The sequence below is a fragment of the Sphingomonas sp. DC5200-1 genome (assembly GCF_049897245.1).
Classification (GTDB): domain Bacteria; phylum Pseudomonadota; class Alphaproteobacteria; order Sphingomonadales; family Sphingomonadaceae; genus Sphingomonas; species Sphingomonas aquatilis.
On sequence record NZ_JAFCVW010000001.1, the window covers coordinates 605,442 to 629,115 of the forward strand.

Consider the following 23,674-nt stretch of genomic DNA (forward strand, 5'->3'; position numbering starts at 1 on the left):
GCGGGCCCTTAGCGGCCCTGCGGGGTGCCGGCGGCCGGCGCAGCGGCCGGAGCCGGAGCGCCCGCCTGCTGACGGCGCTGGGCGTTCGCGTAGACGATCTGACGATACTGCTGCAGCAGCTCGACGGTCTGCTGCTGCGGCTGCCAGTTGGCCGGCGGCGTGATCGAGACGGTCGGCGTCGTGCGATCGATCTCGGCGATGATGTCGCGCGTGATGTCGGTCGCCGGCGGCGCGTACTGGATCGCGTTCGGCGACAGCACTAGGTTGATCTTCTTGGCCGTCACGACCGCACGCAGCGCCGGGTCATACTTGGCGACGATCTGTTCCAGCGCATAGGCCTGCGCCTTGATCGCGGGGTTCTGCGCGGCTTCGATGCCGGGCTGCGCGGCAGCCTGGGCGTCGCGCACCTGCTTGGCGATCGTCGGGTTCGATTCGGCCGCGGCGGCTTCCGCCTGGCTGATCTGGCCGTCCTTGTTGGCGTCGAGGATGCCACGCAGCTTCGTGTTCAGCGCGTTCTGCGCCGCAGCGGCCTGATCCAGCTGCGCCTTGTAGGTCGTGCCGATCTGCGTGTTGGCGGTTTCGAACGCCTTCGCGCTGAAGATCGCCGCGTCGGGCTGCGCCGTGGCAATGCCAGCGGTCTGCGCCGAGGCGCCGCCGGCGAGCAGGGCGACCGAAGCCGAGGCGATCGCCACGGCGCACGTCTTGGTAATCGTCTTCATTAGAACTGCGTCCCTACGTTGAAGGTAATGAGCTTGGGATCGTCGCCCTTCTGGGTGACGAGCGCCTTGGCGAGGTCGATACGCAGCGGGCCGAACGGCGACGTCCAGTTGACGCCGATGCCGATGCTGACGCGCGGCGTCGGGCTGCTGCCGTAATAGGTTTCCTTGAACGGCGAGATCGCCTGATCGAACGCGATCGTGTTCGTCTCGCTGCCCGAACATGCGCCGCCCGCAACCGCCGAATAGCCGATCGAACAGGTCGTCGCACGCAGCGCCGGCGCGGTCGCGCCGTCCGGCGTGTAGGTATTGTAATAAAGCTGGCGCCCCGCCGAGTCGGTCAGCAGCCGCTGGATCGGCAGCACCGTCACGTTGCCTGCCGAATCGGTGATCGTCGGGAAGCTCGCGGTCGGCAGCGGCTTGGTCAGGCCCCACAGGCTGCCCGCCTGGACATAGACCGACGGACGCAGGCCCAGTTCGCGCGCGCCGGAGCCCAACGGGATCTCCAGTTCGGCGCGCACGAGGTAATAGGCACGGCCGCCCAGCGCGTCGTCGACGATCTGGTCGCGGTCGGTGACGAGGATCTGCTTGCCGTTCGCGTCCGTCGTATAGGCCTGACGCTGCACGCGCGGGCCGACGCCACGGATATCGAAGCCGCGGAACTGCGGTTCGCCGAGGTAGAAGCGATCGGTAATGCGGACGCTGTCGATGCCGGGGCCGCGGCTCTTTTCCAGCGAGTGGATATAGCCGCCCTCACCGACGATCGAGCCGATGAAGCCGCTGCCGACGTTCCAGAACTTCGATCCTTCGACGCGCGTACGGATATACTTCACGTCACCGCCCAGGCCCGCGAAGTCCTGGTTGAAGGCGAAGCGCTGGCCCGCGGTCGGGCGCAGGCGGCTGTTGAGGCTGTCGTAGATCAGCGAATAGCCGACCGTCGACGTCCAGCGGTTGCCGATCGCTTCGCAGAGGTAACGGCCCGCCTTCAGCGGATCGCAGACGCCGTTGGTGAAATAGGTCGCCGAATCGAGACCGACCTGATCGTAGGACAGGCCATAGCGGCCGGCGAGCGACCAATATTCGGTCAGCGGCACGCCCGCGCGCACCTGGAAACCGGTCGACACCTGCGAATAGGTCGTCTGACGCTGCGTGCCGATATAGTTGAACGAGTTGAAGTCGCGGCGGAACACGTCGACGCCGATCGCGACGTTCTTGTCGAACAGATACGGCTCGGTGAAGCCGAGTTCGACCGACTTCGAATAGGTCGAATAGTTCACGCCCGCGCGCAGCACCTGCCCCTTCCCGCGGAAGTTGTTCTGCGTGATGTTCGCCTGGATGATGAAGCGTTCGAGGCTGGAATAGCCGACCGACAGCTGCAATTCGCCGGTGCTGCGTTCTTCCAGCGTCGTTTCCAACACGACGCGATCAGGTGCGGAACCGGGGTTCTGCTTGATCTCCATCTTGTCCTGGAAGAATCCCAGGCTGTTGATGCGATCCTGGCTGCGCTTCACCTGGAAGCTGTTGAACGCATCGCCTTCCGCCAGACGGATTTCGCGGCGCACGACCTTGTCCTGCGTCTGCGTGTTGCCGTTGATGTCGATCCGCTCGACATAGGTGCGCTGCGCCTGGCCGATGTGGAAGTTCATCCCCATCGTCAGCGTTTCGGGATCGCGGCTGTAATCCGGCTGCACGTCGGTGAAGGCATAGCCGAACAGGCCCGCCGACTGGCTCAGCTGATCGATCGAATCCTCGACCAGCTTGGCGTTGTACCATTCGCCCTTCTTGACCGGCAGCGACGCGGCAAGCTTCTTGTTGTCGAAGTCGCGGATTTCGCTGTCGACGGTGATGTCGCCGAACTTGTAGCGCTTACCCTCTTCGACGACATAGGTGATGATGAAGTCGCGCTTGTCGGGCGTCAGCTCGGCGACCGCGCTGGTGACACGGAAATCGGCATAGCCCTGCGTCAGATAGAATTGGCGCAGCTTCTGCTGGTCGTAGTTCAGGCGATCCTGATCGTAAGACGTGTTGGACGACAGCAGGCGGAACCAGCGCGATTCCTTCGTCGCCATCTCGCCGCGCAGCTTGCCATCGCTGAACACCTCGTTGCCGATGATGTTGATCTGGCGGACCTTGGACTTCGGCCCTTCGTTGATCTCGAACACCACGTCGACGCGATTCTGGTCGAGGTTGACCATCTTCGGATTGACGACCGCGGCGAATCGGCCCTGGCGGCGATACAGTTCCAGGATGCGGCTGACGTCCTGCCGCACCGCGGTACGGGTGAAGATCTGACGCGGCGCGAGCTTGATTTCCTTGGTAATCTTGTCGCTTTTCAGCGCCTTGTTACCTTCCAGGATCACGCGGTTGATGATCGGGTTCTCGCGCACCTTCAGCACGATGTCGCCGGTCTCGACACCCTCGATCTGATATTGGACGAACAGGTCGGATGCCTGCAGGTCCTTCAGCGCCTGGTCCAGCGTCTCCGCGGTATACGGAATGCCGACGCGCAGCTTGGTGTACGATAGCACCGTTTCGGGTTCGATGCGCTGCGATCCTTCGACGCGCAGCGACTTGATCGTGCGCACGGGCGCCGGCGTGGCGGCGGGCGCCGTTGCCGCCTGTGCGCCGGTCGCGGGTGTCGTTGCCGGCGCCTGGGCCGGCGCCTGGGCCGGCGCGGCCGCCGTCTGCGCCATGGCGGGCACACCCGACAGCATGGTGCCGGCGAGCAGCGCGGCACCCAGGCCGGCGAACTTGGAACTTGTCATCGCTGTCACTCAACCCACCCCAAAAACGTCAGGATACCCACGTAACGTCGGGAACCGCAGCGCAACGCCCTGCCCCAACCCGGTCAGCCGATCAACCCGGCCAACCGCTGCCACAGACCAACCGCGCCCAAATCGTTGAACGTGACGATCAGCATCAACGCCAATACCGCAGCCAATCCGCCGCGAAATGCCCATTCCTGTACCTGAGGTTCGAGGGGACGACGCCGCACCGCTTCGATCGCGTAGAAGAAGAGGTGTCCGCCATCCAGCATCGGCACTGGCAGCAGGTTGATGAACCCCAGATTGATGGAGAGCATCGCGACCAGCCAGACGAAGGCCGAAACGCCCAGCGCCATCTGCTCGCCGGAGATTTTGGCGATGCGGATCGGTCCGCCCAGTTCGTCGATCGAGCGGCGACCGCTGATGATCTGGCCGATCGTTTCCAGCGTGCCGCCGATGATCTCGCCCGTCATCCGCACACCGGCGATCGGCGCCTCGGCAAGGCTGACGGGGGCGAGCACGGGATCGCCGCTCTGCAGGCCCAGCCGGCCGATGCGATATTCGTTGCCGAACCGGTCGCGCTGATGGACCGTGCCGATCGTCAGCGGCGCCTCGATATCGCGGCCGGCGCGCGCCACCGTCACCGTGACCTGCTGGCCCGGCCGGATCAGCGCGTAGCGCGCGAGGTCGGAGAAGGTGTCGACCCCGCGGCCGTCGAGCGCGACGATGCGGTCGCCCGCGCGCAGGCCCGCCTTCGCCGCCGCGCCGCCCTCCACCACCGCGCCGACGACGGCGGGGGTGCGATCGACGCCATAGCTATAGGCGAAGCCGGCGAGGATCAGCACCGCCAGGATCAGGTTCACCGCCGGCCCCGCCGCGACGATGATCGCGCGCTGCCACAAGGGCTTGGCCTGGAAGGTCCGCATCCGCTCGTCGGCGGGCAGCGACAGCCATGCCGCATCGGGCTGGCTCGCGGGGTTCATGTCGCCGGCGAAGCGGACGTAGCCGCCCAGCGGCAGCCAGCCGAATTTCCAGCGCGTGCCCCGGGAATCGGTGAAGCCCGCGATCTCGCGCCCGAAGCCGATCGAAAACGCCTCCGCCTTCACGCCAAAGACGCGGCCGGCCAGATAATGGCCCATCTCATGAATGAACACGAGCGGCCCGATGGCGCACAGAAAGGCGAGGACCGCCATCAGGATACCGGGGGACTGGATCAAGCTGCGCAATCCTTCACGCGTGAACCTCTACACGCCCCCCAGTCCGGCCCGTGCTTCGGCCCCGAACCTGCTCGTCCGCTATCCGCCGTGCCTCGGCATCGACCGCCAGGACCGATTCCACCGTGGCGGGCGCCTGCGGGTCGTAACGCTCCAGCGTATCGGCGACGATTGCGGCAATTTCGAGGAAGCCGATCCGTCGCGCCAGAAAGGCAGCGACTGCCACTTCGTTCGCCGCGTTGAGGATCGCCGGGCGCGCACCGCCCGCCTCCAGCGCCTCGCGCGCCAGTGCCAGCGCGGGAAAGCGCACCGGATCGCACGCCTCGAAATCGAGCCGGCCGATCTTGACGAGATCCAGCGGTTCCATCGGCGTCGCCATCCGGTCGGGCCAAGCCAGCGTATGCGCGATCGGCACGCGCATGTCGCTGGGGCCCAGCTGCGCGAGCATCGACCCGTCGACATAATCGACCATCGAATGGATCACCGACTGCCGGTGCATCACCACCTCGATCCGGTCGTTGTCGACCGGGAACAGGCGCGCCGCCTCAATCAGCTCGAGGCCCTTGTTCATCATCGTCGCGCTGTCGACGCTGATCTTCGCGCCCATCGACCAATTGGGATGCGCGACCGCCTGTTCGACCGTCACGTCCGCCATCCGCTCCAGCGACCAGTCGCGGAACGGCCCGCCGCTGGCGGTCAGGATGATCCGCCGCACCCGCTCGGGCCGCGCGAAATCGAAACATTGGTGGATCGCGTTATGCTCGCTGTCCGCGGGCAGCAGTGTCGCGCCGGACGCCGCGGCGGCGGCGAGGATCACCTCGCCCGCCGACACCAAAGGCTCCTTGTTGGCGATGACGACGGTGCCGCCATGCGCGATCGCCGCCATCACCGGCTCCAGGCCCGCACAGCCGACGATGGCGCCCATGGTCCAATCCGCGCCCGCCGCAGCATCGCAGATCGCCTGCCGCCCGCCCGCGGCTTGCGTACCCGTCCCCGCCAGCGCCGCGCGCAGATCGGGCAGGCAGCTTTCGTCGGCGACGACAGCCACCTCCGCCTTCGTGCGAATCGCCGCGGCGGCCAGATTCGCGACATCGCAATTGGCGGTCAGCGCGCGGACGCGGAACCGGTCCGGCTCGCGCTCGACCAAGTCAAGCGTCGATGTGCCCACCGATCCGGTGGCGCCCAAAATGGTGACGGTCTTCATGCAGGAAATCCCAGCGGCACCACGACGAGCAGCGCCGCGATCGGCAGCACCGGCACCACGCCATCCAGCCGGTCGAGCACGCCGCCATGGCCCGGAATGACGCTGCCCGAATCCTTCACGCCCGCACGGCGCTTCAGATGGCTTTCATACAGGTCGCCCGCCTGCGCCAGGATCGCGAGCACCGGCGTCGCCGCCACAAAGCGCAGCGGCAGCAGATAGACGCGGCTCATCACGAGCGCGAGCACGGTCGCGGCGACGATCCCGCCGATCAGCCCGGCCCAGGTCTTGTTGGGGCTGATCGCCGGCGCCAGCTTCGGTCCGCCGATCGTCCGTCCGGCGAAATAGGCGCCGATATCGGTCGCCCAGACGAGACTCAGCGCCCATAAGGCGTTGCGCAGGCCGTCGGGCTCATGCCGGATCAGCAGCAGCGCATAGATCGGCAGCCCGCAATAGAGGACGCCGAGCGCCAGCGCCGGGCGCCGCGTGACGATGCCGAGGAAGAAGAAGGCGCCGGCCAACAGCCCGAGCGCGAAGAAATTGGGACCGGCCGCGATCGGGCACATGATCGCCAGCGGCACGAACAGGACATATTGGCCCAACCGCTTGGTCTGCGGCGGCGCGCCGTTCAGCTCGCTCCATTCGGCCATCATGAACACGCCGATCACCGCGGCGAGCAGCCAGAGCGCAAAGCCGCCGAACGCCAGCGCGACCAGCGCGACGGCGATCATGCCGACACCGGTCACCGCGCGCACGGCCAGGTCCGACGGGCGCTTGCCCGGGGCGGCGTCGCTCACAGGCCGCCGTAACGCCGCTGGCGCTGCCCGAACGCGGTCACCGCATCGGCCAGCGTGTCGCCGTTGAAATCGGGCCACAGGGTCTCGACGAACAGCAGCTCGGCATAGGCCGCCTGCCACAGCAGGAAATTCGACAGCCGTTGCTCGCCCGACGATCGGATGACGAGGTCGAGCGGTGGCAGATCCGCGGTCTGCAACTCTGCCTCGATATGTTCGGGCGTGATCGATGCAGGGTCGATCTCTCCCGCCGCCGCACGCGCCGCCAGCGTCTGCGCCGCCGCGACCAGTTCGGCCTGCGATCCGTAATTGAGGGCGATCACCAGCACCGGGCCGGTGTTGCCCGCGGTCTTGGCAACCGCATCGTCGACCAGGGCGACGAGATCGGGCGCGAACCGGCGATAGTCGCCGATGATGCGCAGCCGGACATTCTCTTCGACCAGCTCGGCGAGATCGCTGCGGATGAACAGCCGCAGCAGGCCCATCAGCGCGCCCACCTCTTCCTCAGGCCGGCGCCAGTTTTCCGAGCTGAACGCATAGAGCGTCAGCGCCTCGATCCCCATCGCGCGCGCGGCGCGTGTGACGCGGCGCACCGCCTCCACCCCCGCCTTGTGCCCGGCGACGCGCGGCAGGTGCCTGGCCTTCGCCCAGCGGCCGTTGCCATCCATGATGATCGCAACATGGCGCGGCACGAGGCCGGTATTCGGAACCGCCGAGAGGAGGGGTGCGCTGCTCACGCGAACACTCCCGAAGGAGTGCCGGGCCGCTCATGCCCCCGGCATGAGCTAAACAGCTGGCGCTGTTTACCCATCACTTACCCAAAATTTCCTTTTCCTTTGCCGCCGCCGCCGCATCGACATCGGCGATCGTCGCGTCGGTCAGCTTCTGCACCTCGGTTTCGTGGCGCTTGCGCTCGTCCTCGCTGAACACGCCCTTCTTCTCATCGGTCTTGAGGTTGTCCATGCCGTCGCGGCGGACGTTGCGTACCGCGATGCGCGCGCCCTCGGCGTACTTGCCGGCGAGCTTGGCGAGTTCCTTGCGGCGCTCTTCGGTGAGGTCCGGGATCGGCAGACGCAGCGTCTGGCCGTCGTTGATCGGATTGAGGCCCAGGCCCGCGGAGCGGATCGCCTTTTCCACCGGCCCGACGTTCGACTTGTCCCACACCTGAACCGAGATCATGCGCGGCTCCGGCACGGAGACGGTGGCGACCTGCGTCAACGGCATGTGGCTGCCATAGACCTCCACGGTGACGGGATCGAGCAGCGCGGTGGAGGCGCGACCGGTGCGCAGACCGGCCAGGTCGTGCTTCAGCGCTTCGACGGCACCCGCCATGCGGCGCTCGAGATCGGACTTGTCATAGGCAGCCATGGGTTACTCCACTTCCTTCTGCACGACCGTCGAGACGCCCTCGCCGCGCAGCACCGCGGCGAAATTGCCGTGTTCGCGGATGTTGAAGACGACGATCGGGATGTTCGAATCACGGCACAGCGCGACCGCGCTGGCATCCATGACCTTGAGATTCTGGGCGAGCACCGTGTCGTAACTGACGGTCGCGAACCGCGTGGCGCTCGTATCCTTCTTGGGGTCGGCGTTGTAGACGCCATCGACGCTGGTGCCCTTGAACAGCGCGTCGCAATTCATCTCGGCCGCGCGCAACGCCGCGCCCGAATCGGTGGTGAAGAAGGGCGATCCGACGCCGGCGGCGAAGATCACGATCCGCCCCTTCTCCAAATGTCGCATCGCGCGGCGGCGGATGAAGGGTTCGCACACCGACGACATCGGGATCGCCGACTGCACGCGCGTCTCGACGCCGATCTGCTCCAGCGCATTCTGCACCGCGAGCGCGTTCATGACGGTCGCGAGCATGCCCATATAATCGCCGGTCGCGCGTTCCATGCCGCGCGCCGCACCGGAAATGCCGCGGAAGATGTTGCCGCCGCCGACGACGATGCACAGCTCATAGCCCTGCGCCTTCACGTCGGCGATTTCCTCGGCCACGCGCGCGGTGACGGTGGGGTCGATCGACAGGCCACCGCCCTCCCCCATCAGCACTTCGCCGGACAATTTCAACAAGATGCGTTTGTAGCGCGGCGCGGGGCTCATGGGGTCCTATCGCATGGGGGAGAAAGCGGCCGGACCTTAGGCGCACATCCGCGCCGGAGCAACCGTCGCCGCGCGGCCCCCGCGTGAGGAAATGGTGCAGGGGCACGGTACGGACCGACGGATGGTGCAAAGGCTGAACCTGCGTTGACGAAGGGGTTCAGCAGATTTCAGGCTCTGCTCGCGTATCGCCGGAGTCATGGACAGGCTGACCCACTGGCTGAAGACGATGTGGCGCCGTTTCCGGCGTGCTTCGGAGGCCGCGTTCGAATCCCCGCGCCGTCCTCCGCCGAAACCCGCGCGCCGCGGACCGCGTCGCTTGCGACGACGGCGCCCCCGCTCGCGATAGGAGCGCCATCCTCCGTGTCGACATGCGGTAGCAAACCCCTCAACCCCTAAACGAGGATGCGCTTCGGCACCCGAGCAGCCGCCCCCTCCCGTCCATATTTGACTCACCTTCCAATGTTGCTATTGCGAATCGTAGTCAATTAGGGGCGGTAATGAGGTATCTGTATCTGACCATCGTGGGCGCGCTGTTGGGAACGACGGCCGCGACCGCGCAAACCGCTCCGCCTCGACAGGACGAGGCCAATGTCCACGACATCGTGGTCACGGCACAGCGGTCGCGCAGCGATATCGTCGCGTCGGGCCATCAGGTGACCACGATCGATCAGAGCGAGATCGAACTCGCCCGCTCGGCATCCGATACGCTGGCGACCATCCTTGCCAAGACCGTGCCGGGCCTCGCCGATTCCAGTCGCACGATCACCGATTTCGGCCAGACGTTGCGCGGGCGCGGCGCGCTGATCCTGGTCGACGGCGTGCCGTACAACACGAACCGCGACAGCGCCCGCGGCCTCATCGCCCTCGAACCCTCCGACATCGCGCAGGTGCAGGTGCTGCGCGGCAGCAGCGCGATGTACGGCAGCGGGGCGACCGGGGGCATCATCTCGATCAACACCCGCCCTGCCGGCGGGCCACTCCGGGCGGAAACGGTGCTGGCGGGCACCGGATCGCTCTCCAACCTGACCACGGACAGTCTGGGGGGCCGGGTGCAGCAATTCGTCTCGGGCTCGGCGGGCAGCTTCGACTTCATCGTCAACGGCGGCTATCAGCGAATCGGCGGCGGGTTCGACGGCAACGGCAATCGCCGCGCGCCCGAACCCAGCCAGGGCGACCTGTTCGACAGCAATGTGTGGAACGTCGGCGGCAAGGCCGGGCTGCGCCTCGGCGGAGCCTATGTCCAGCTGTCCGCCAGCCATTATCGCGCCGATCAGCATACCGATTTCGTGTCCGACCCGGCGGTCGACCGTTTGCCCGCCGGCACCGCCGCCGCCCGCCCCTTGCGCGGAATTCAGCTCGCCAACCAGAACCAGCTCTACAGCACGGTGCTGACCGCCAACCTCGCGGCGCGCGACGTCCTCGGCAGCCGGCTGACCGCGCTCGGCTATTACCGCGACTTCTTCTCCCGCTACACGCCGTTCGATGCGCGCGGCATCGCGACGCGCGGGCGCAACGTCGATCAGGTGACGCAGAACAGCCGGGTCTTCGGCGGCCGCCTGACGATCGAGACACCGCTGGGGGAGCGCAGCTCGCTCACCTGGGGTGGCGATCTCACCCATGAACAGAGCGACATGCCGCTCGATGTGTTCGACCCCGTTGCGTATGATGCGAGCCGGGGGCTCGTGTTCAACCGGATCGCGACGCTCCTCTACATGCCGGAATTGACGACGCTGACCTATGGCGGCTTCGTCCAGGCGCAGCACCGGTTCGCCGACTGGCTCGCGGTCGAAGGGGGCGCCCGCTACGACCGCGCCCGCGCCCGCTTCGATGCCTTCGTCCCGCTCTCGCAATCGCGTGCGGCACGGCCGGGCACGATCCCCGGCGGCACCATTTCCTATGGCGCCTGCACGTTCAACGGCAGCGCGACGGTGACCCCGGTCGCGGGTCAGGATTTCTTCGCGACCTTTTCGCAAGGCTTCCAATTGCCCGATATCGGGCTGCAATTGCGCAACGCGAACCTCGGCTTCAACATCCGCAACTCCGACCTGCAGCCGGTCCGCATCGACAGTTATGAAGTCGGCTGGCGTGGCCGATTCGGTCAGGCGCGCATGACCGCGTCCGCATTCCGCACCACGTCCGAACTGGGCGATGTGCAGAGCCTCAACAACGGCCTGATCCTGGTGCGCACCGCCGAGCGCATCCGCGGTATCGAGGGATCGATCGACGTCGGCGACCCGACCGACCGCGTCCGCGCCGGGGCGACCGCGACCTGGATCCGCGGCCGCGAACGCCCCGCCAATGCCGCCGCGTCGCGCCCGATGACCGGCTATCGCATTCCCCCGCTCAAGGTCACCGCCTATGTCGAGGTCACACCCGTCGACCGGCTCGACATCCGGTTGCAGGGGCTGCTGTCGGGCGACCGCGACTATCGGCTGAACGGCGTGCAGAGCTTCGGCCGGCGCAAGGTCGAGCAATATGCGGTCTTCGACCTGACCAGCCGCTGGCGCCCGACCGACCGGGATACGATCACGGCGGGGATCGAGAACCTGTTCAACACCCAATATTTCCCGGTGTACAGCCAGCTGCTGCGCAGCAACCTCAACAGCAGCCGCGTGCCCGCCAACGGCGCCACGCTGACGGTCGGCTACCGCCGCAACTGGTGAGCGTGTCGCCTGATGGACCTGGCAGCGGGCATCCGGCGCCGCGCGCACCGACGACGCGCGCATCGCCGCTCCGCCGGGGTTAGAAGCCGACGATCAGGTCCGCACTGGCAAGCCACTGACCGCGCCGGGTCCCGCCATCATAGGGCCGCGTACCGTTCAGGGATCGATCGTAGCGCACCTCCGGTCGAACCGTCACCGCGACCCGGCGGCTGTTGAGCGCCGCGGGGCGGTACGAGACGCCGGCGGTCACCGCGCCATAGGTCGTCGGCGGCGCAGTGTAGATCAGCGCCGGCACGCCACGGATCGCGTCGGCGAAGGCCGTGTCGGACCCGTATGTGACGACGAACGCGCCCTGCGGATCGCGCAGCGCATCGAGGCGAAGATTGGCCGACCATTGCGGGTCGATCGTGTGCAGGACATAGGCCGTCGCGCCATAGGCCTCCGCGTTCAGCCCGTCGTCGCGCAGGTAATTCGCCTCCCCCGCCACCGTCGTGCGGTCGTCGATCTTGTAGGTCGCCGTGACGTCGTTCCACCAACGCATCGCCCGGTTCGCATTGGGCAGGGCCAGCCGCGAATTTTCCGGTCCGAAGCGCGTCATCGCCAGGACCGTCAGGCGATCGCCGGCCAGGTGGCTCAGGCTGACCCCCAGATAGCCCGCTGCGGCGCCGTTATTGTCAGACCTGCCGGGGAGCACCTCGTTCCCCGCATCGATGCCGCCGATGACGTCCAGTTGCGGGCTGACATGCACCGTCGCGATCGCCCCAACCGTCTGGAACGCCAGCAGGTAATTGGTGACATAGGACAAGGTGTAGAACGGGCGCGTCGAGGGATCGAGCCCCTCATATCCCATCAGCCCCGGCGACAGCCCCAGTTTGAAATCGACGCCGCCCGGCGTCAGCACCGGCGTGTGGACCACGACATTGGCCTGCGTCAGGATGAACTGATAGCGGCCGGTGAACGTCCGATCGAACAGGCCGATGGTCGGCGAATAGCGCGCGTCGGTTCCGAACAGCCCCTGCAGGTTGAAGCCCACGTCCACCTGCGGACCACCCGCGACCGGGCGCGCGATCGTTCCCAGTATCTGGTTGAGCAAGGGGCGGTTCGCGCGGTCGGCGAACTCCTGTCCGAAGTTCACGCCGTTCGCCGGATTGGCGGGATTGACCGCGATGCTCCCTTCGACCTGCAACGCATAGGTGATCGCCGGATGCTCGCGCGACGATAGCGTGTCCGCCGGCGCGTCGGGCGCCACCGGATCGGCGTCCGGCACCCGCGCCAGCGGTTGCGATGTCTGCGGCGCGCCGACACCGTCGGCGGCTTGCGCAAGCGCCGGCGTCGGCGCGATTAGTGCTGTGCTGGCACACAGGCTGAGGAAATGGATCGTCTTCATCGCTCGTTTCACAAGGCAGGGGCAGCCGGATGGCGCGCCGGCGCGCGGCTCTCCTCGCGTCGCCAGCGACGGCGCGATGGGTGCGCAACCGGCCGCCGTACCGGCTGCCGTGGTCGTCGGATCGGATGATGGGAAGCGAAGGCCCGGCCGGGCCTCCGCCGTCCCAGGCAGCGGTTCAGCTGGCGAGACGCAATGGAACCGAGGAGCGCGCGGCCCCTGCCGCCGCATAGCCGCCATGGGCCAACCGGAAGTGCGCGATCAGCTCGCCCAGTTCATCGGCCTGCCCGGCCAGGCTGCGCGCGGCGGCGGTCGCTTCCTCCACCATCGCGGCATTCTGCTGCGTCGTGGCGTCCATCTCGCTCACCGCGATGTTGATCTGCGACAGGCCCATCGCCTGCTGCTCGGCCGCCGTCGCGATCTCGCTGGCCAGACGGCTGATCTCGATGATCCGCCCGGTCAGGCGATCGAGCACCTTGCGCATCTCGCCGACCGCATCCACGCCGGTGCCGACCTGCGCCGTGCTCGTGGTGATCCGCGCCTTGACGTCGCCCGCCGCATCCGCCGATCGCTGGGCCAGCGCGCGCACCTCGCTCGCCACAACGGCGAACCCCTTGCCGGCCTCGCCTGCGCGGGCGGCTTCCACCCCGGCATTCAGCGCCAGCAGGTTGGTCTGGAACGCGATGCCGTCGATCACGCTGATGATCTCGGCGATCTCGTCGGACGATTTCTCGATATCGCTCATCGCGATCACCGCCCGCCCGACGACCGTATCGCTCAGCGTCACGTCCGCGCGCGCCGCCTCGACGACGCTGTTGGTCTCGCGCGCCGCTGCCGCGGTGGTACGGACCTGCGAGGTGATCTCGTCCATCGCCGCCGCGGTTTCCTCCAGGCTCGCGGCCTGCTGCTCGGTCCGGCGCGACAGGTCGTCCGAAGCGGTGCTGATCTCGCCCGAGCCCGTCCGCACCTCCACCGCGTTGCTCGCGACCGCGGACAGCGTCGTGCCGAGCTTGTCGATGGCGGCGTTGAAGTCGACGCGCACCCGATCGTAATCCCCGTTGAACGGCTGATCGATCTGCGCGGTGAGATCCCCCGCCGCGACCTTCTTCAGATGGGCGCCCAATGTGGAGACGACGAACGCCTGATCCTGTTCCGACCGGCGCTGCGCGATGGCGTTCGCCCGGAACACCGCCACCGCCTTGGCCATCCGATCGATTTCGGACGACACGATCGCGCGGACCGGCGGCTCCTCCAGATTGCCGTTGGCCAATTCGTTCATCTCGCCAGCGATCGCATCCAGCGGTTCGCCGACGATCCGGTTCGCGGTCCGCCGCAGCACGATGATCAGTCCGCCGATGATCGCGATCGCCGCGATCAGCAGCGTCAGTTCCGCCTGGCGCGCATCCGCCATCACCGCGCTCATCGGCAGGTCGACGCGGACGAACCACGCGCCCTTGATACCCTTGAAGTGGATCGGCGTCTCGATGCGCAGCACGTCGCCCAGCGCCGGGTCCGACGTCCGGCCGATGCTCCCCATGCTGGCCGGCGCGGGCTTGCCGAGCAGCGCCGCATTGCGATTGTAAACGAAGGTGCCCTTGTCGGTGACGACGGTCGCCGTCCCGCCGAACGGGACGACCACCTTGTCGAGCCGATCGCGCAAGGCGCTCAGCGCGATGTCGGCGGTCACGATCCCGATGGGCTTGCCCTGCTCCATGATCGGTTCCGCGATCGTCGTCATCAGCACGTCATGGCCTTCGACCGCATAGATATAGGGCTCGATCAGCACGGTGTGCCGCGCGCGCATCGGCATCAGATAATAGTCGCCCGGCCCTTCCTTGGCGTAATCCTTCAGCGGCTCCAGCGACACGCGGTCGCCCGCCCGGTACAGATAGGGGAGGAACCGGCCCGTCTTGTCCGATGCCTTGCTGTCGACGAAGGCCGCATCGCGATTGTCGAACGCGCCGGGTTCCCAGCCGGTCGACATGCCGAAGATCTGCGGGTTGCCCCGCACCTCCGACCGCAGCAATTCGATATGCGCGTTGCGATCCACCACGCCTTGCTGGCGCAGCGACTGCATCGCGACCAGCGCCGAATGGACCAGCCCGATGGGACGTTCGAATTCGCCCTCCGCGCTGGACGCTATCTGCTTCGCCACGATCAGGCCGGTTTCCGACGCGCGTTCCCGCGCCGCGCGGTCGATCAGCACACCCGTCGTCGCCGATCCCAGGCAGACGAAGACGGCAACCGCAATGGCGCCCCGAATGCTGATCATCGTCGCCAAAGATCGTAACGCTCGCATATTTCCCGCCATGTCTTGCTTCGTTGGCGAGGGCTTTAGGTGCCGATTGTATAATTTTTGGTTCATCATGTTCAAAATGGACATCGGACCGGGCGCGACGCCGCCGCGCTGGCGTTCGCCGTCACCGGCAAGGGACGCGCGAGCTGGTTTTCAACCGCAACGTCGCATCCAAAGCGCGCGGGCCATCCGTCACGCTGACGCAACCGCAAAAAGCGTCATCCGACACGACACGAACCGCGCGCACAGGGCACGCAGCCGCATGCGCGAACCGTGCCCAGCAGGCACCGCGATTGCCGTGCTTCTGAAAAGGAGAGTGTCTAACCGCGGCTGCGATTCAGACCCCAAAACCGCCTAAGCTGTTACAGTGCTTAGGAGATTGGGAAGCGGTGGTGCCCCTGGCCGGACTCGAACCAGCATGCCTTGCGGCGTTCGATTTTGAGTCGAATGCGTCTACCAATTTCGCCACAGGGGCAGCGAAGACAGGGCGCCTAGCGGGTCATGCCGCGCACCGCAAGGGCATCGCGGCTCACCACAGCAAGAAAGCGCATCAGGCCGTCGGTGCGCGTCGTCGATAGCTCAACGCCTCGGCAACATGGACGCGCCCGATGTCGTCCGCGCCGGCCAGGTCGGCGATGGTCCGCGCGACGCGCAGCACGCGGGTGTAGCCACGCGCCGACATGCGCGTCGCTTCGGCGGCCTGGGCGAGCAGGCGGCGGCCGGCATCGTCGGGGGTCGCGACCGCGTCCAGCAGCGTGCCGTCCGCCTCGGCGTTGGTCCGCGGCGTCTGCCCCGCATAGCGCGCGCTCTGGATCGCGCGGGCGGTCGCGACGCGCGCGGCGACCTCGGCCGATCCTTCCTCGGGCGGCGGCAGGACGAGGTCGGCGGCGCTGACCGCCGCGACCTCGACATGCAGGTCGATGCGGTCGAGCAGCGGGCCGGACACCTTGGCCTGATAATCCGCCGCGCATTTCGGTGCGCGGGCGCAGGCGAGGCTGGCGTCGCCCAGATGCCCGCACCGGCACGGGTTCATCGCCGCGACCAGCTGCACCCGCGCCGGAAAGGTGACGTGGGCATTGGCGCGCGCGACGCTGACCACCCCCGCCTCCAATGGCTGGCGCAGCGAATCGAGCACCGCGCGCTGGAACTCCGGCAGCTCGTCGAGGAACAGCACGCCGAGATGCGCGAGGCTCACCTCGCCCGGCTTCACCTTCAGCCCGCCGCCGGTCAGCGCCGCCATCGACGCGCTGTGATGCGGGCTGCGGAACGGCCGGTTGCGCGTCAGCCGCCCGCCCGCCAGCGTCCCCGCGACGGACTGGACCATCGACACCTCCAGCGCCTCGGCAGCGTCGAGCGGCGGCAGGATGCCGGGCAGGCACGACGCCATCAGCGATTTGCCCGCACCCGGTGGCCCGACCATCAGCAGATTGTGCCCGCCCGCCGCCGCGATCTCCAGCGCGCGCTTGGCGACCTCCTGCCCCTTCACCTGGCGCAAGTCGGGCCCATGGCCCGATGGTTCGACCTCGCCCGGCATGGGCGCGCTCAGCAGGCCATGGCCTTTGAAATGGTTGATCAGCGCCAGCAGGTCGGGCGCCGCCAGCACCTCGACCGATCCCGCCCAGGCCGCCTCGCTCCCCTGCGCCGCGGGACAGATCAGCCCCAGCCCCTCGGCGCCCGCATGCAGCGCGGCAAGCAGCACGCCGGGCGACGGCGCGATCCGCCCGTCGAGCCCCAGTTCGCCGACGACGAGATACTCAGCCAGCGCCTCGACATCGACGACGCCCATCGCGCCGAGCAGCGCCAGCGCGATCGGCAGGTCGAAATGCGCGCCCTCCTTGGGCAGGTCGGCGGGCGACAGGTTGACGACGATCCGCTTCGGCGGCAGCGCCAGCCCCATCGCCGCGATCGCGCCGCGCACCCGCTCGCGGCTTTCCGCCACCGCCTTGTCGCCCAGGCCCACGACATTGAAGGCGGGCAGGCCCGCGATCAGCTGCACCTGCACCTCGACGCCGCGCGCCTCCAGCCCTAGATACGCCACCGTCCGCACGATCGCCGTCATGTCCGTCCCCCCGGGGACCGGTCATAGCCGCTTTCGTGTGACGGGGAATGACCATTTCGGATCAATCTTGCGTCGTTGCCCAAGCGCGTCTTGTAGATGTAACACACAAACGCCACATCGCGCGCCATGAGGGTCTCCTCGCCCACCGCGGCCTCCGTCACCGCATTGACTTCGCCGCGCCTGCTGGTTAAGCGCGCACCATCACGGCCGCCTCTTCGGGGTGGCCCTTTTCTATTTCGACGTATCCGAGGGATGAATCATGAAGCGGACCTTTCAGCCGAGCAACCTGGTGCGTGCGCGTCGCCACGGCTTCCGCTCGCGGATGGCGACCGTCGGCGGTCGTGCGGTGATCCGTGCGCGTCGCGCGCGCGGCCGCAAGAAGCTGTCGGCGTAAGCACGCCCGTGGATGTCGGCACGCCTGCCGGCATCCGCACTCTTTCGCGTCGCAGCGAATTTCTCGCGGCGAATGCGGGGCGGCGTGCGCCGATGCCGGGATTCGTCCTGCTGGTGCATGATCGCAAGGATGGTGACCCCGCCATGGGCGTGGGCTTCACCGTCACCAAGAAGATCGGCAACGCCGTCGTCCGGAACCGCATGAAACGGCGGTTGCGGGCGTTGGCGCGCGAACTGTTGCCCGCGGGCGGCATCCGCGGCGCCGACCATGTTCTGATCGGCCGCGATGGCGGGATCGAGCGCGACCATGCGCTGCTGAAGGCCGAATTCGCAAAAGCGCTGGGCAAGATCGCGCGCGGCGAGGATTCGCCCTCGCGACCGCGCGGGCCCCGAAAGCCGAAACGGTGATCGCGCGCCTTCTCATCCTGATCGCGCGCGGTTGGCAACTCGGCCCATCGCTGATCCTGCCGCCCAGCTGCCGCTACCAACCCTCCTGTTCGGCCTATGCAATCACGGCACTTCGCCGCTATGGCGCGGTCAAAGGGGGCTGGCTGGCGGTGAAGCGGATCGCGCGCTGCCATCCATGGGGCGGGCACGGACCCGACCCGGTCCCTTGAGCCAAGACGGGGCAAGACCTTGAACAAAGAACGCCAGAATTTCGTCCTGTTCGCGGTGATCGCGGCCCTGATCCTGTTCGCGTGGCCGCTGATCCAGGGCAAGTTCTTCCCCGTGTCGAACCCGCCGGTGACGAAGATCGTCAACGGCAAGTCGGTGCCGGTGACCGCGAAGACCGCCGATCCCACCGCCGACGCGCCCGCCGCGATCCGCAGCCGTCAGGCGGTGCTGGGCGATTCCCCCCGCGTCCGCATCCAGACCCCGACGCTGCAAGGCTCGATCAACCTGAAGGGCGCGCGCATCGATGACCTCGTGCTGGTCAAGTACAAGGAAACGATCGCCAAGGATTCGCCGCCCATCCGCCTGCTCTCGCCGAGCGGCGCGCCGGAGGCCTATTTCGCCGGCTTCAGCTGGCGCGACGACGGGCTGAAGCCGCCCGCGGGCGATGCCGTTTGGACCGCCTCGTCGCCGATCCTCGCGCCGGGCAAGCCGGTCACGCTCACCGCGACCAACGCCAGCGGACAGCGCTTCGCGATCGAACTGTCGGTCGACGATCAATATATGTTCACCGTCAAGCAGACGGTGCAGAACGCCGGCACCGCGCCGGTGCCCGTCGCCCCCTATGGCTATGTCAACCGCGTCGGCGTGTCGAAGGACCCCGGCACGTGGCAGATCCACACCGGCCCGATGTCGGTCCACAACGGCGGCGCCGATTATGGCGTCAAGTTCAAGGACCTCGACAAGGCACCCGAAAAGTTCGCCACCACCGGCGGCTGGCTGGGCTTCACCGACAAATACTGGCTCACCGCGCTGATCCCCGATCAGCAGGCGCAGTTCGACGGCCAGTTCCGGGCCGGCGCCAACACCGCCTATCAGGCCGATTACGCCTTCGCGCCCAAGCTGTTGCCGCCGGGCCGCGCGATCACGCAGACGACGCGCTTCTTCGCGGGCGCCAAGGAAGTAAAGGCACTCCAGCATTACGAAAACGACCAGGGCGTCACCAAGCTCGACAAGGCGATCGACTGGGGCTGGTTCGAAATCCTCGAAAAGCCGATCTTCACCTATCTCGACTGGCTGTTCCGCATGGTCGGTAACTTCGGTGTCGCGATCATCCTGCTGACGGTCACGATCCGCGGCCTGATGTTCCCGATCGCCCAGCGCCAGTTCGCCAGCATGGCCAAGATGCGCGCGCTCCAGCCCAAGATGAAGGCGCTCCAGGAACGCTACAAGGACGACAAGCCGCGCATGCAGCAGGAGGTCATGGGCCTCTACAAGACGGAAAAGGTCAATCCCGTTGCCGGCTGCGTCCCCACGCTGATCCAGATCCCGATCTTCTACGCGCTGTACAAGGTGCTGATGCTGACGATCGAAATGCGGCACCAGCCGTTCGTCGCCTGGATCAAGGATCTGTCCGCGCCCGATCCGCTGACCCCGGTCAATCTGTTCGGCTACCTGCACTTCACGCCCCCGCACCTGATCGCGATCGGCGTCGTGCCGATCATTCTCGGCATCTCGATGTACTTCCAGTTCAAGCTGAACCCGGCGCCGATGGATGACACGCAGAAGCAGGTGTTCGCGGTGATCCCCTGGGTGCTCATGTTCGTGATGGCCAGCTATCCGGTCGGCCTGCAGGTCTACTGGATCGCGTCCAACTTCCTCGCCATCCTGCAGCAGCGCATCCTCTACGCCCGCCACCCCGACCTCAAGATCGCGGCGGCCAAGTGAGCGAGGATATCGTTGCCCCCGAGCATGAGGGCTTTAGCCCTGAGATGCTCGAGGCGGCGCGCAAGACCTTTGCGGGGCCGGTCGGCTTCCTGAAGTCGGCGCCGTCCCTCGAACATCTGCCCGCACCCGTGGTGCCGGAGGTCGCGTTCGCCGGCCGTTCGAACGTCGGCAAGTCGTCGCTGCTCAACGCACTGACCGGGCGCAACGGCCTGGCGCGCACGTCGAACACGCCGGGGCGGACGCAGGAACTCAACTTCTTCGACATCGGCAGCCCGCTCGCCTTCCGGCTGGTCGACATGCCGGGCTACGGCTTCGCCAAGGCGCCCAAGGACGTCGTCAAGAAATGGCGCTTCCTGGTCAACGACTTCCTGCGCGGCCGCGACACGCTGAAGCGCGCCTTGGTGCTGATCGATTCGCGCCACGGCATCAAGGACGTCGACCGCGACATCCTCGAAATGCTCGACAAGGCCGCCGTCAGCTACCGCCTCGTCCTGACCAAGGCCGACAAGGTGAAGGCGACCGAACTCGCCGACGTCATGGACCGCACCGCCGCCGAAGCCCGCAAGCGCCCGGCGGCGCACCCCGACATCCTCGCGACCTCCAGCGAAGGCGGCATGGGCATCCCCGAACTCCGCGCCGCGGTGATCGAAGCGATCGGGTAAGAGGCGGACGCCCTCCCCACCCACAACGTCACCCCGGACTTGGTCCGGGGTCCACCGGGCCGCAGGGGGTCGGCAAGAGGCTCAAACCATCCCCCTCGCCGCGGAGTGGGCCCCGGACCAAGTCCGGGGTGACGCGGTGAGTGAGGCCACCGAAGCCCCCAAAAAAGCCCCGTCATCCCGGCCCTGAGCCGGGATCCCGCTTCTTCTGGAACGTCTAAAGCGGGACCCCGGATCAAGTCCGGGGTGACGAAGGGAAGCAGGCGGCGAGATCGTCCCCAACCTCTGTTGGACCGAAACTCCCGCGCCCACCTAAAACGTCAAGCCGATGATCCCCCACCGCCCCCTCCCCACCCCATCGCCACACAAACCGAAACGATCGCCCCCGATCGTTTCCGCCAAGCTGCCCATGTTGTCCATCTTCCACCCCCTCGCCCCGCTGGACCTCACCCCACCCCGCGGCTAACCCAGCCCCATGAAGCTCATCATCGGCAACAAGGCCTATTCCAGCTGGTCGCTCCGTGGCTGGCTCGCCGCCAAGCAATCCGGTCTCCCCTTCGAAGAGGTCGTCGTGCCGCTGTACGACGCCGAATGGGACCGCCGCCGCGAAGGCGCCGAATTCGCGCCCTCGTCGGGCAAGGTGCCGATCCTGTGGGACGGCGACGCGGTGGTGTGGGATAGTCTCGCCATCGTCGACTATCTCGCCGACAAGGTCGGGCGCGACCGCTTCTGGCCCGCCGATGAGGCGGCACGCGCCATGGCCCGCTCGATGGCGGCGGAAATGCACGCCAGCTTCGTCGCATTGCGCCGCAAGCACCCGATGAATATCCGCCAGGTCTTCCCGGCCAAGCGCCCCGACGAGGACGTCATCGTCGATCTCAAGCGCATCATGGAATTGTGGGCGCAGGCCCGCGCCCGCTTCGGCAGCGACGGCGCCTTCCTGTTCGGCGATTTCGGCGCGGCGGACATCATGTTCGCCCCCGTCTGCACGCGCATTATCTCCTACCAGCTCCCCATCGCGCGCTTCGCCGCCGCGTACATCGACGCGGTCGTCCAGCACCCCTGGATGCAGGACTGGATCGCCGCCGCGCAGGAGGAAGACTGGGTCATCGAACAGTTCGAGCAGCCCACCGCGTGAGCGCGCCCCTCGACGTCGTCGCGCTGACCCAGGCGCTGCTCCGCGCCGACAGCGTGACACCCGCGCGCGGCGCCGTATTCGACGTGCTGGAGGCGGCGCTCGCCTCCATCGGCTTCACGATCGACCGCATCGTCACCGGCGACGCACCCGACGGCCCGGTCGAAAACCTGATCGCCCTGCGTGAAGGCACGGGCGCGCATCTCGCCTTCGCCGGTCACGTCGATGTCGTGCCACCCGGCGAGGGATGGCAGGGCTCGCCCTGGTCCGGCGATATCCGCGGGGCTCTGCTCTACGGTCGCGGCGCGGTCGATATGAAAGGCGCGGTCGCCGCCTTCGTCGCCGCGGCGGCGCGTGCGAGCGGCCCGACGCTCAGCCTGCTGATCACCGGCGACGAGGAAGGCCCGGCGACCTACGGCACGCCCGTGCTGATCGAACGGTTGGCCGCGCTCGGCATCACGCCCGACCTGTGCCTCGTGGGTGAGCCCACCTCGGTCCGCCAGCTCGGCGACATGGTAAAGATCGGCCGCCGCGGGTCGGTGAACATCTGGATCGAGGTGCCGGGCCGGCAGGGCCACGTCGCCTATCCGCACCTCGCCGACAATCCGGCCGGCAAGCTCGCCCGCGCGCTCGCCGCCCTGGAGGATATGGCGCTCGACCAGGGCAATGCCTGGTTCCAGCCGTCGAACCTTGAGATCACCGACATCGCGATCGGTAACCCTGCGCACAACGTCATCCCGGCGAAGGCCACCGCGCGCCTCAACATCCGCTTCAACGACGAACAGCGCGGCGCCGACCTCATCGACCGCGTCCGCGCCGTCGTTCATACCCACGCCCCCGCCGCGATCGTCACCGGCAAGGTGTCCGGCGAGGCGTTCCTCACCCCGCCCGGGCCCTGGACCGCGATGGTCAGCGCCGCGATCGAGGCGCAGACGGGCCTCGTCCCCGAACTCTCCACCTCCGGCGGCACCTCCGACGCGCGCTTCCTGTCGAAACTCTGCCCGACGGTCGAATTCGGCCTGCTCAACGCGACGATGCACCAGGTCGACGAAGCCGTCGCCATCGCCGACCTCGAAACGCTCACCACCATCTACGCCGACATCATCACGCGCGCGGCATGACGCTGCGGCTTGCCGCGGCGGCGATGATGATCGCGTCGGGCTCGCTCCACGCGGTCGTCAACGCCGTCATCAAGAGCGGCAAAAACAAGATGGCGGGCCGCGCGACGATCGACGGCACCGCCGCGCTGATCCTGCTGCCCGGCCTGCTGGTCGTGCCGCTGCCGCACGGCGCCTGGGGCTGGCTGGTCGCGAGCACCGCGATCCATGCGCTTTACCTGCTCGCTGTCGTGCGCACCTACGAACTGGCCGACTTCTCCGCCGCTTACCCCATCATGCGCGGCCTCGCCCCACCGCTGACCGCGATCGTCTCGGTCGCGCTGCTCCATGAACGGGCGAGCGCTACGCAGATCGCCGGCATCGCGATCGTCGCGGGCGGGATCCTGATTCTGTCGATCGGCCGCCATCTGTCGCGCCCGGCGCTGGGCTGGGCGGCGATCTGCGGCTGCTGCACCGCGGCCTACACCGTCGCCGACGCGCATGGTGTCCGCGCCGCGCCGACGGTGGCGAGCTTCATCGTCTGGGACTTCGTGCTGATGGGTCCGATGATCGTCGCCCAGTTCGCGGTGATGACACGCGGCGCGGTCTTCGCCGACATGCGGCGACAATGGGGGCCCGGCGCGATCGCCGGCGCGCTGTCGATCGGCACTTATGGCCTTGCGCTGGCTGCCTTCGCTCACGGCCCCACCGCCCCGCTCGCCGCGCTGCGCGAGACGGGCATGGTGACGGCGCTGCTGATCGGCGTGTTCTGGCTACGCGAACCCGTGACGGCGCACCGTGTCGCGGCGATCGGCGCGATCCTTTGCGGCGCGGCGCTAATCCTGTTGCGCTGAC

At 67.5% G+C, this 23,674-nt stretch carries 20 protein-coding genes and 1 tRNA gene; 9 read left to right on the top strand and 12 right to left on the bottom strand.

Annotated elements, in window-relative coordinates:
- Positions 1-8: 8 nt before the first annotated feature.
- From ACP7A3_RS02820 to pyrH, 8 genes are all read right to left on the bottom strand, one after another.
- Positions 9-719, bottom strand: coding sequence for an OmpH family outer membrane protein (locus tag ACP7A3_RS02820; protein ID WP_063688678.1), 711 nt, complete (start codon positions 717-719; stop codon positions 9-11).
- Positions 719-3,481, bottom strand: a complete 2,763-nt coding sequence (gene bamA / locus ACP7A3_RS02825; protein ID WP_426254894.1) for an outer membrane protein assembly factor BamA — start codon at positions 3,479-3,481, stop codon at positions 719-721. Before bamA ends, ACP7A3_RS02820 begins: the two co-directional genes overlap by 1 nt.
- Before the next feature lie 83 nt (positions 3,482-3,564).
- Positions 3,565-4,698, bottom strand: coding sequence for a M50 family metallopeptidase (locus ACP7A3_RS02830; RefSeq protein WP_426254895.1), 1,134 nt, complete (start codon positions 4,696-4,698; stop codon positions 3,565-3,567).
- A gap of 13 nt (positions 4,699-4,711) precedes the next feature.
- Positions 4,712-5,899: a 1-deoxy-D-xylulose-5-phosphate reductoisomerase gene (locus ACP7A3_RS02835; protein WP_426254896.1), complete on the bottom strand. Its 1,188-nt coding sequence runs from the start codon at positions 5,897-5,899 to the stop codon at positions 4,712-4,714.
- Positions 5,896-6,693: a phosphatidate cytidylyltransferase gene (locus ACP7A3_RS02840; protein WP_017978418.1), complete on the bottom strand. Its 798-nt coding sequence runs from the start codon at positions 6,691-6,693 to the stop codon at positions 5,896-5,898. Before ACP7A3_RS02840 ends, ACP7A3_RS02835 begins: the two co-directional genes overlap by 4 nt.
- Positions 6,690-7,427 carry an isoprenyl transferase gene (locus tag ACP7A3_RS02845; RefSeq protein ID WP_082049222.1) on the bottom strand — a complete coding sequence of 246 codons (738 nt, stop codon included), beginning with the start codon at positions 7,425-7,427 and terminating at the stop codon, positions 6,690-6,692. Before ACP7A3_RS02845 ends, ACP7A3_RS02840 begins: the two co-directional genes overlap by 4 nt.
- 73 nt (positions 7,428-7,500) lie before the next feature.
- On the bottom strand, positions 7,501-8,058 hold the full coding sequence (frr, locus tag ACP7A3_RS02850; protein WP_017978416.1) for a ribosome recycling factor: 558 nt from the start codon (positions 8,056-8,058) through the stop codon (positions 7,501-7,503).
- 3 nt (positions 8,059-8,061) lie between these two features.
- Positions 8,062-8,793 carry a UMP kinase gene (pyrH, locus tag ACP7A3_RS02855; protein WP_017978415.1) on the bottom strand — a complete coding sequence of 244 codons (732 nt, stop codon included), beginning with the start codon at positions 8,791-8,793 and terminating at the stop codon, positions 8,062-8,064.
- Between the two features lie 497 nt (positions 8,794-9,290).
- On the opposite strand from pyrH, the gene ACP7A3_RS02860 reads away from it, so the two are divergent.
- A complete protein-coding gene (locus ACP7A3_RS02860) occupies positions 9,291-11,456 on the top strand; it encodes a TonB-dependent receptor (protein ID WP_426254897.1) in 2,166 nt (721 codons plus the stop codon).
- Positions 11,457-11,535: 79 nt separating this feature from the next.
- Here ACP7A3_RS02860 and ACP7A3_RS02865 read toward each other — a convergent pair whose 3' ends face one another.
- The 4 genes from ACP7A3_RS02865 to ACP7A3_RS02880 form a co-directional block, all read right to left on the bottom strand.
- Positions 11,536-12,843, bottom strand: a complete 1,308-nt coding sequence (locus ACP7A3_RS02865) for an outer membrane beta-barrel protein (RefSeq protein WP_426254898.1) — start codon at positions 12,841-12,843, stop codon at positions 11,536-11,538.
- Between the two features lie 175 nt (positions 12,844-13,018).
- Positions 13,019-15,112, bottom strand: coding sequence for a methyl-accepting chemotaxis protein (locus ACP7A3_RS02870; protein ID WP_426254899.1), 2,094 nt, complete (start codon positions 15,110-15,112; stop codon positions 13,019-13,021).
- Between the two features lie 414 nt (positions 15,113-15,526).
- A tRNA-Leu gene (locus ACP7A3_RS02875) sits at positions 15,527-15,611 on the bottom strand.
- A 75-nt stretch (positions 15,612-15,686) separates the two neighbouring features.
- Positions 15,687-17,195, bottom strand: coding sequence for a YifB family Mg chelatase-like AAA ATPase (locus tag ACP7A3_RS02880; RefSeq protein WP_426254900.1), 1,509 nt, complete (start codon positions 17,193-17,195; stop codon positions 15,687-15,689).
- A 259-nt stretch (positions 17,196-17,454) separates the two neighbouring features.
- On the opposite strand from ACP7A3_RS02880, the gene rpmH reads away from it, so the two are divergent.
- The 8 genes from rpmH (at position 17,455) to ACP7A3_RS02920 (ending at position 23,673) form a co-directional block, all read left to right on the top strand.
- Complete coding sequence (gene rpmH, locus ACP7A3_RS02885; protein ID WP_017978410.1) at positions 17,455-17,589, top strand: 50S ribosomal protein L34; 135 nt, start codon at positions 17,455-17,457, stop codon at positions 17,587-17,589.
- An 8-nt stretch (positions 17,590-17,597) separates the two neighbouring features.
- Positions 17,598-17,996 (top strand): ribonuclease P protein component, encoded by a 399-nt coding sequence (gene rnpA / locus ACP7A3_RS02890; protein WP_017978409.1) that lies wholly within the window; start codon positions 17,598-17,600, stop codon positions 17,994-17,996.
- Positions 17,993-18,205 carry a membrane protein insertion efficiency factor YidD gene (gene yidD / locus ACP7A3_RS02895; RefSeq protein ID WP_017978408.1) on the top strand — a complete coding sequence of 71 codons (213 nt, stop codon included), beginning with the start codon at positions 17,993-17,995 and terminating at the stop codon, positions 18,203-18,205. The genes rnpA and yidD overlap by 4 nt, the downstream gene beginning before the upstream one ends.
- Positions 18,206-18,224: 19 nt before the next feature.
- The gene (gene yidC, locus ACP7A3_RS02900) at positions 18,225-19,928 is read left to right on the top strand and encodes a membrane protein insertase YidC (RefSeq protein ID WP_426254901.1); all 1,704 of its coding nucleotides are present in this window, start codon (positions 18,225-18,227) and stop codon (positions 19,926-19,928) included.
- Between the two features lie 44 nt (positions 19,929-19,972).
- Positions 19,973-20,590, top strand: coding sequence for a ribosome biogenesis GTP-binding protein YihA/YsxC (gene yihA, locus ACP7A3_RS02905; RefSeq protein ID WP_116461407.1), 618 nt, complete (start codon positions 19,973-19,975; stop codon positions 20,588-20,590).
- 472 nt (positions 20,591-21,062) lie between these two features.
- A complete protein-coding gene (locus tag ACP7A3_RS02910) occupies positions 21,063-21,725 on the top strand; it encodes a glutathione S-transferase family protein (protein ID WP_043059055.1) in 663 nt (220 codons plus the stop codon).
- Positions 21,722-22,843 carry a succinyl-diaminopimelate desuccinylase gene (gene dapE, locus ACP7A3_RS02915; protein WP_426254902.1) on the top strand — a complete coding sequence of 374 codons (1,122 nt, stop codon included), beginning with the start codon at positions 21,722-21,724 and terminating at the stop codon, positions 22,841-22,843. The genes ACP7A3_RS02910 and dapE overlap by 4 nt, the downstream gene beginning before the upstream one ends.
- Positions 22,840-23,673 (top strand): EamA family transporter, encoded by an 834-nt coding sequence (locus ACP7A3_RS02920; RefSeq protein ID WP_426254903.1) that lies wholly within the window; start codon positions 22,840-22,842, stop codon positions 23,671-23,673. Before dapE ends, ACP7A3_RS02920 begins: the two co-directional genes overlap by 4 nt.
- Position 23,674: the final 1 nt, after the last annotated feature.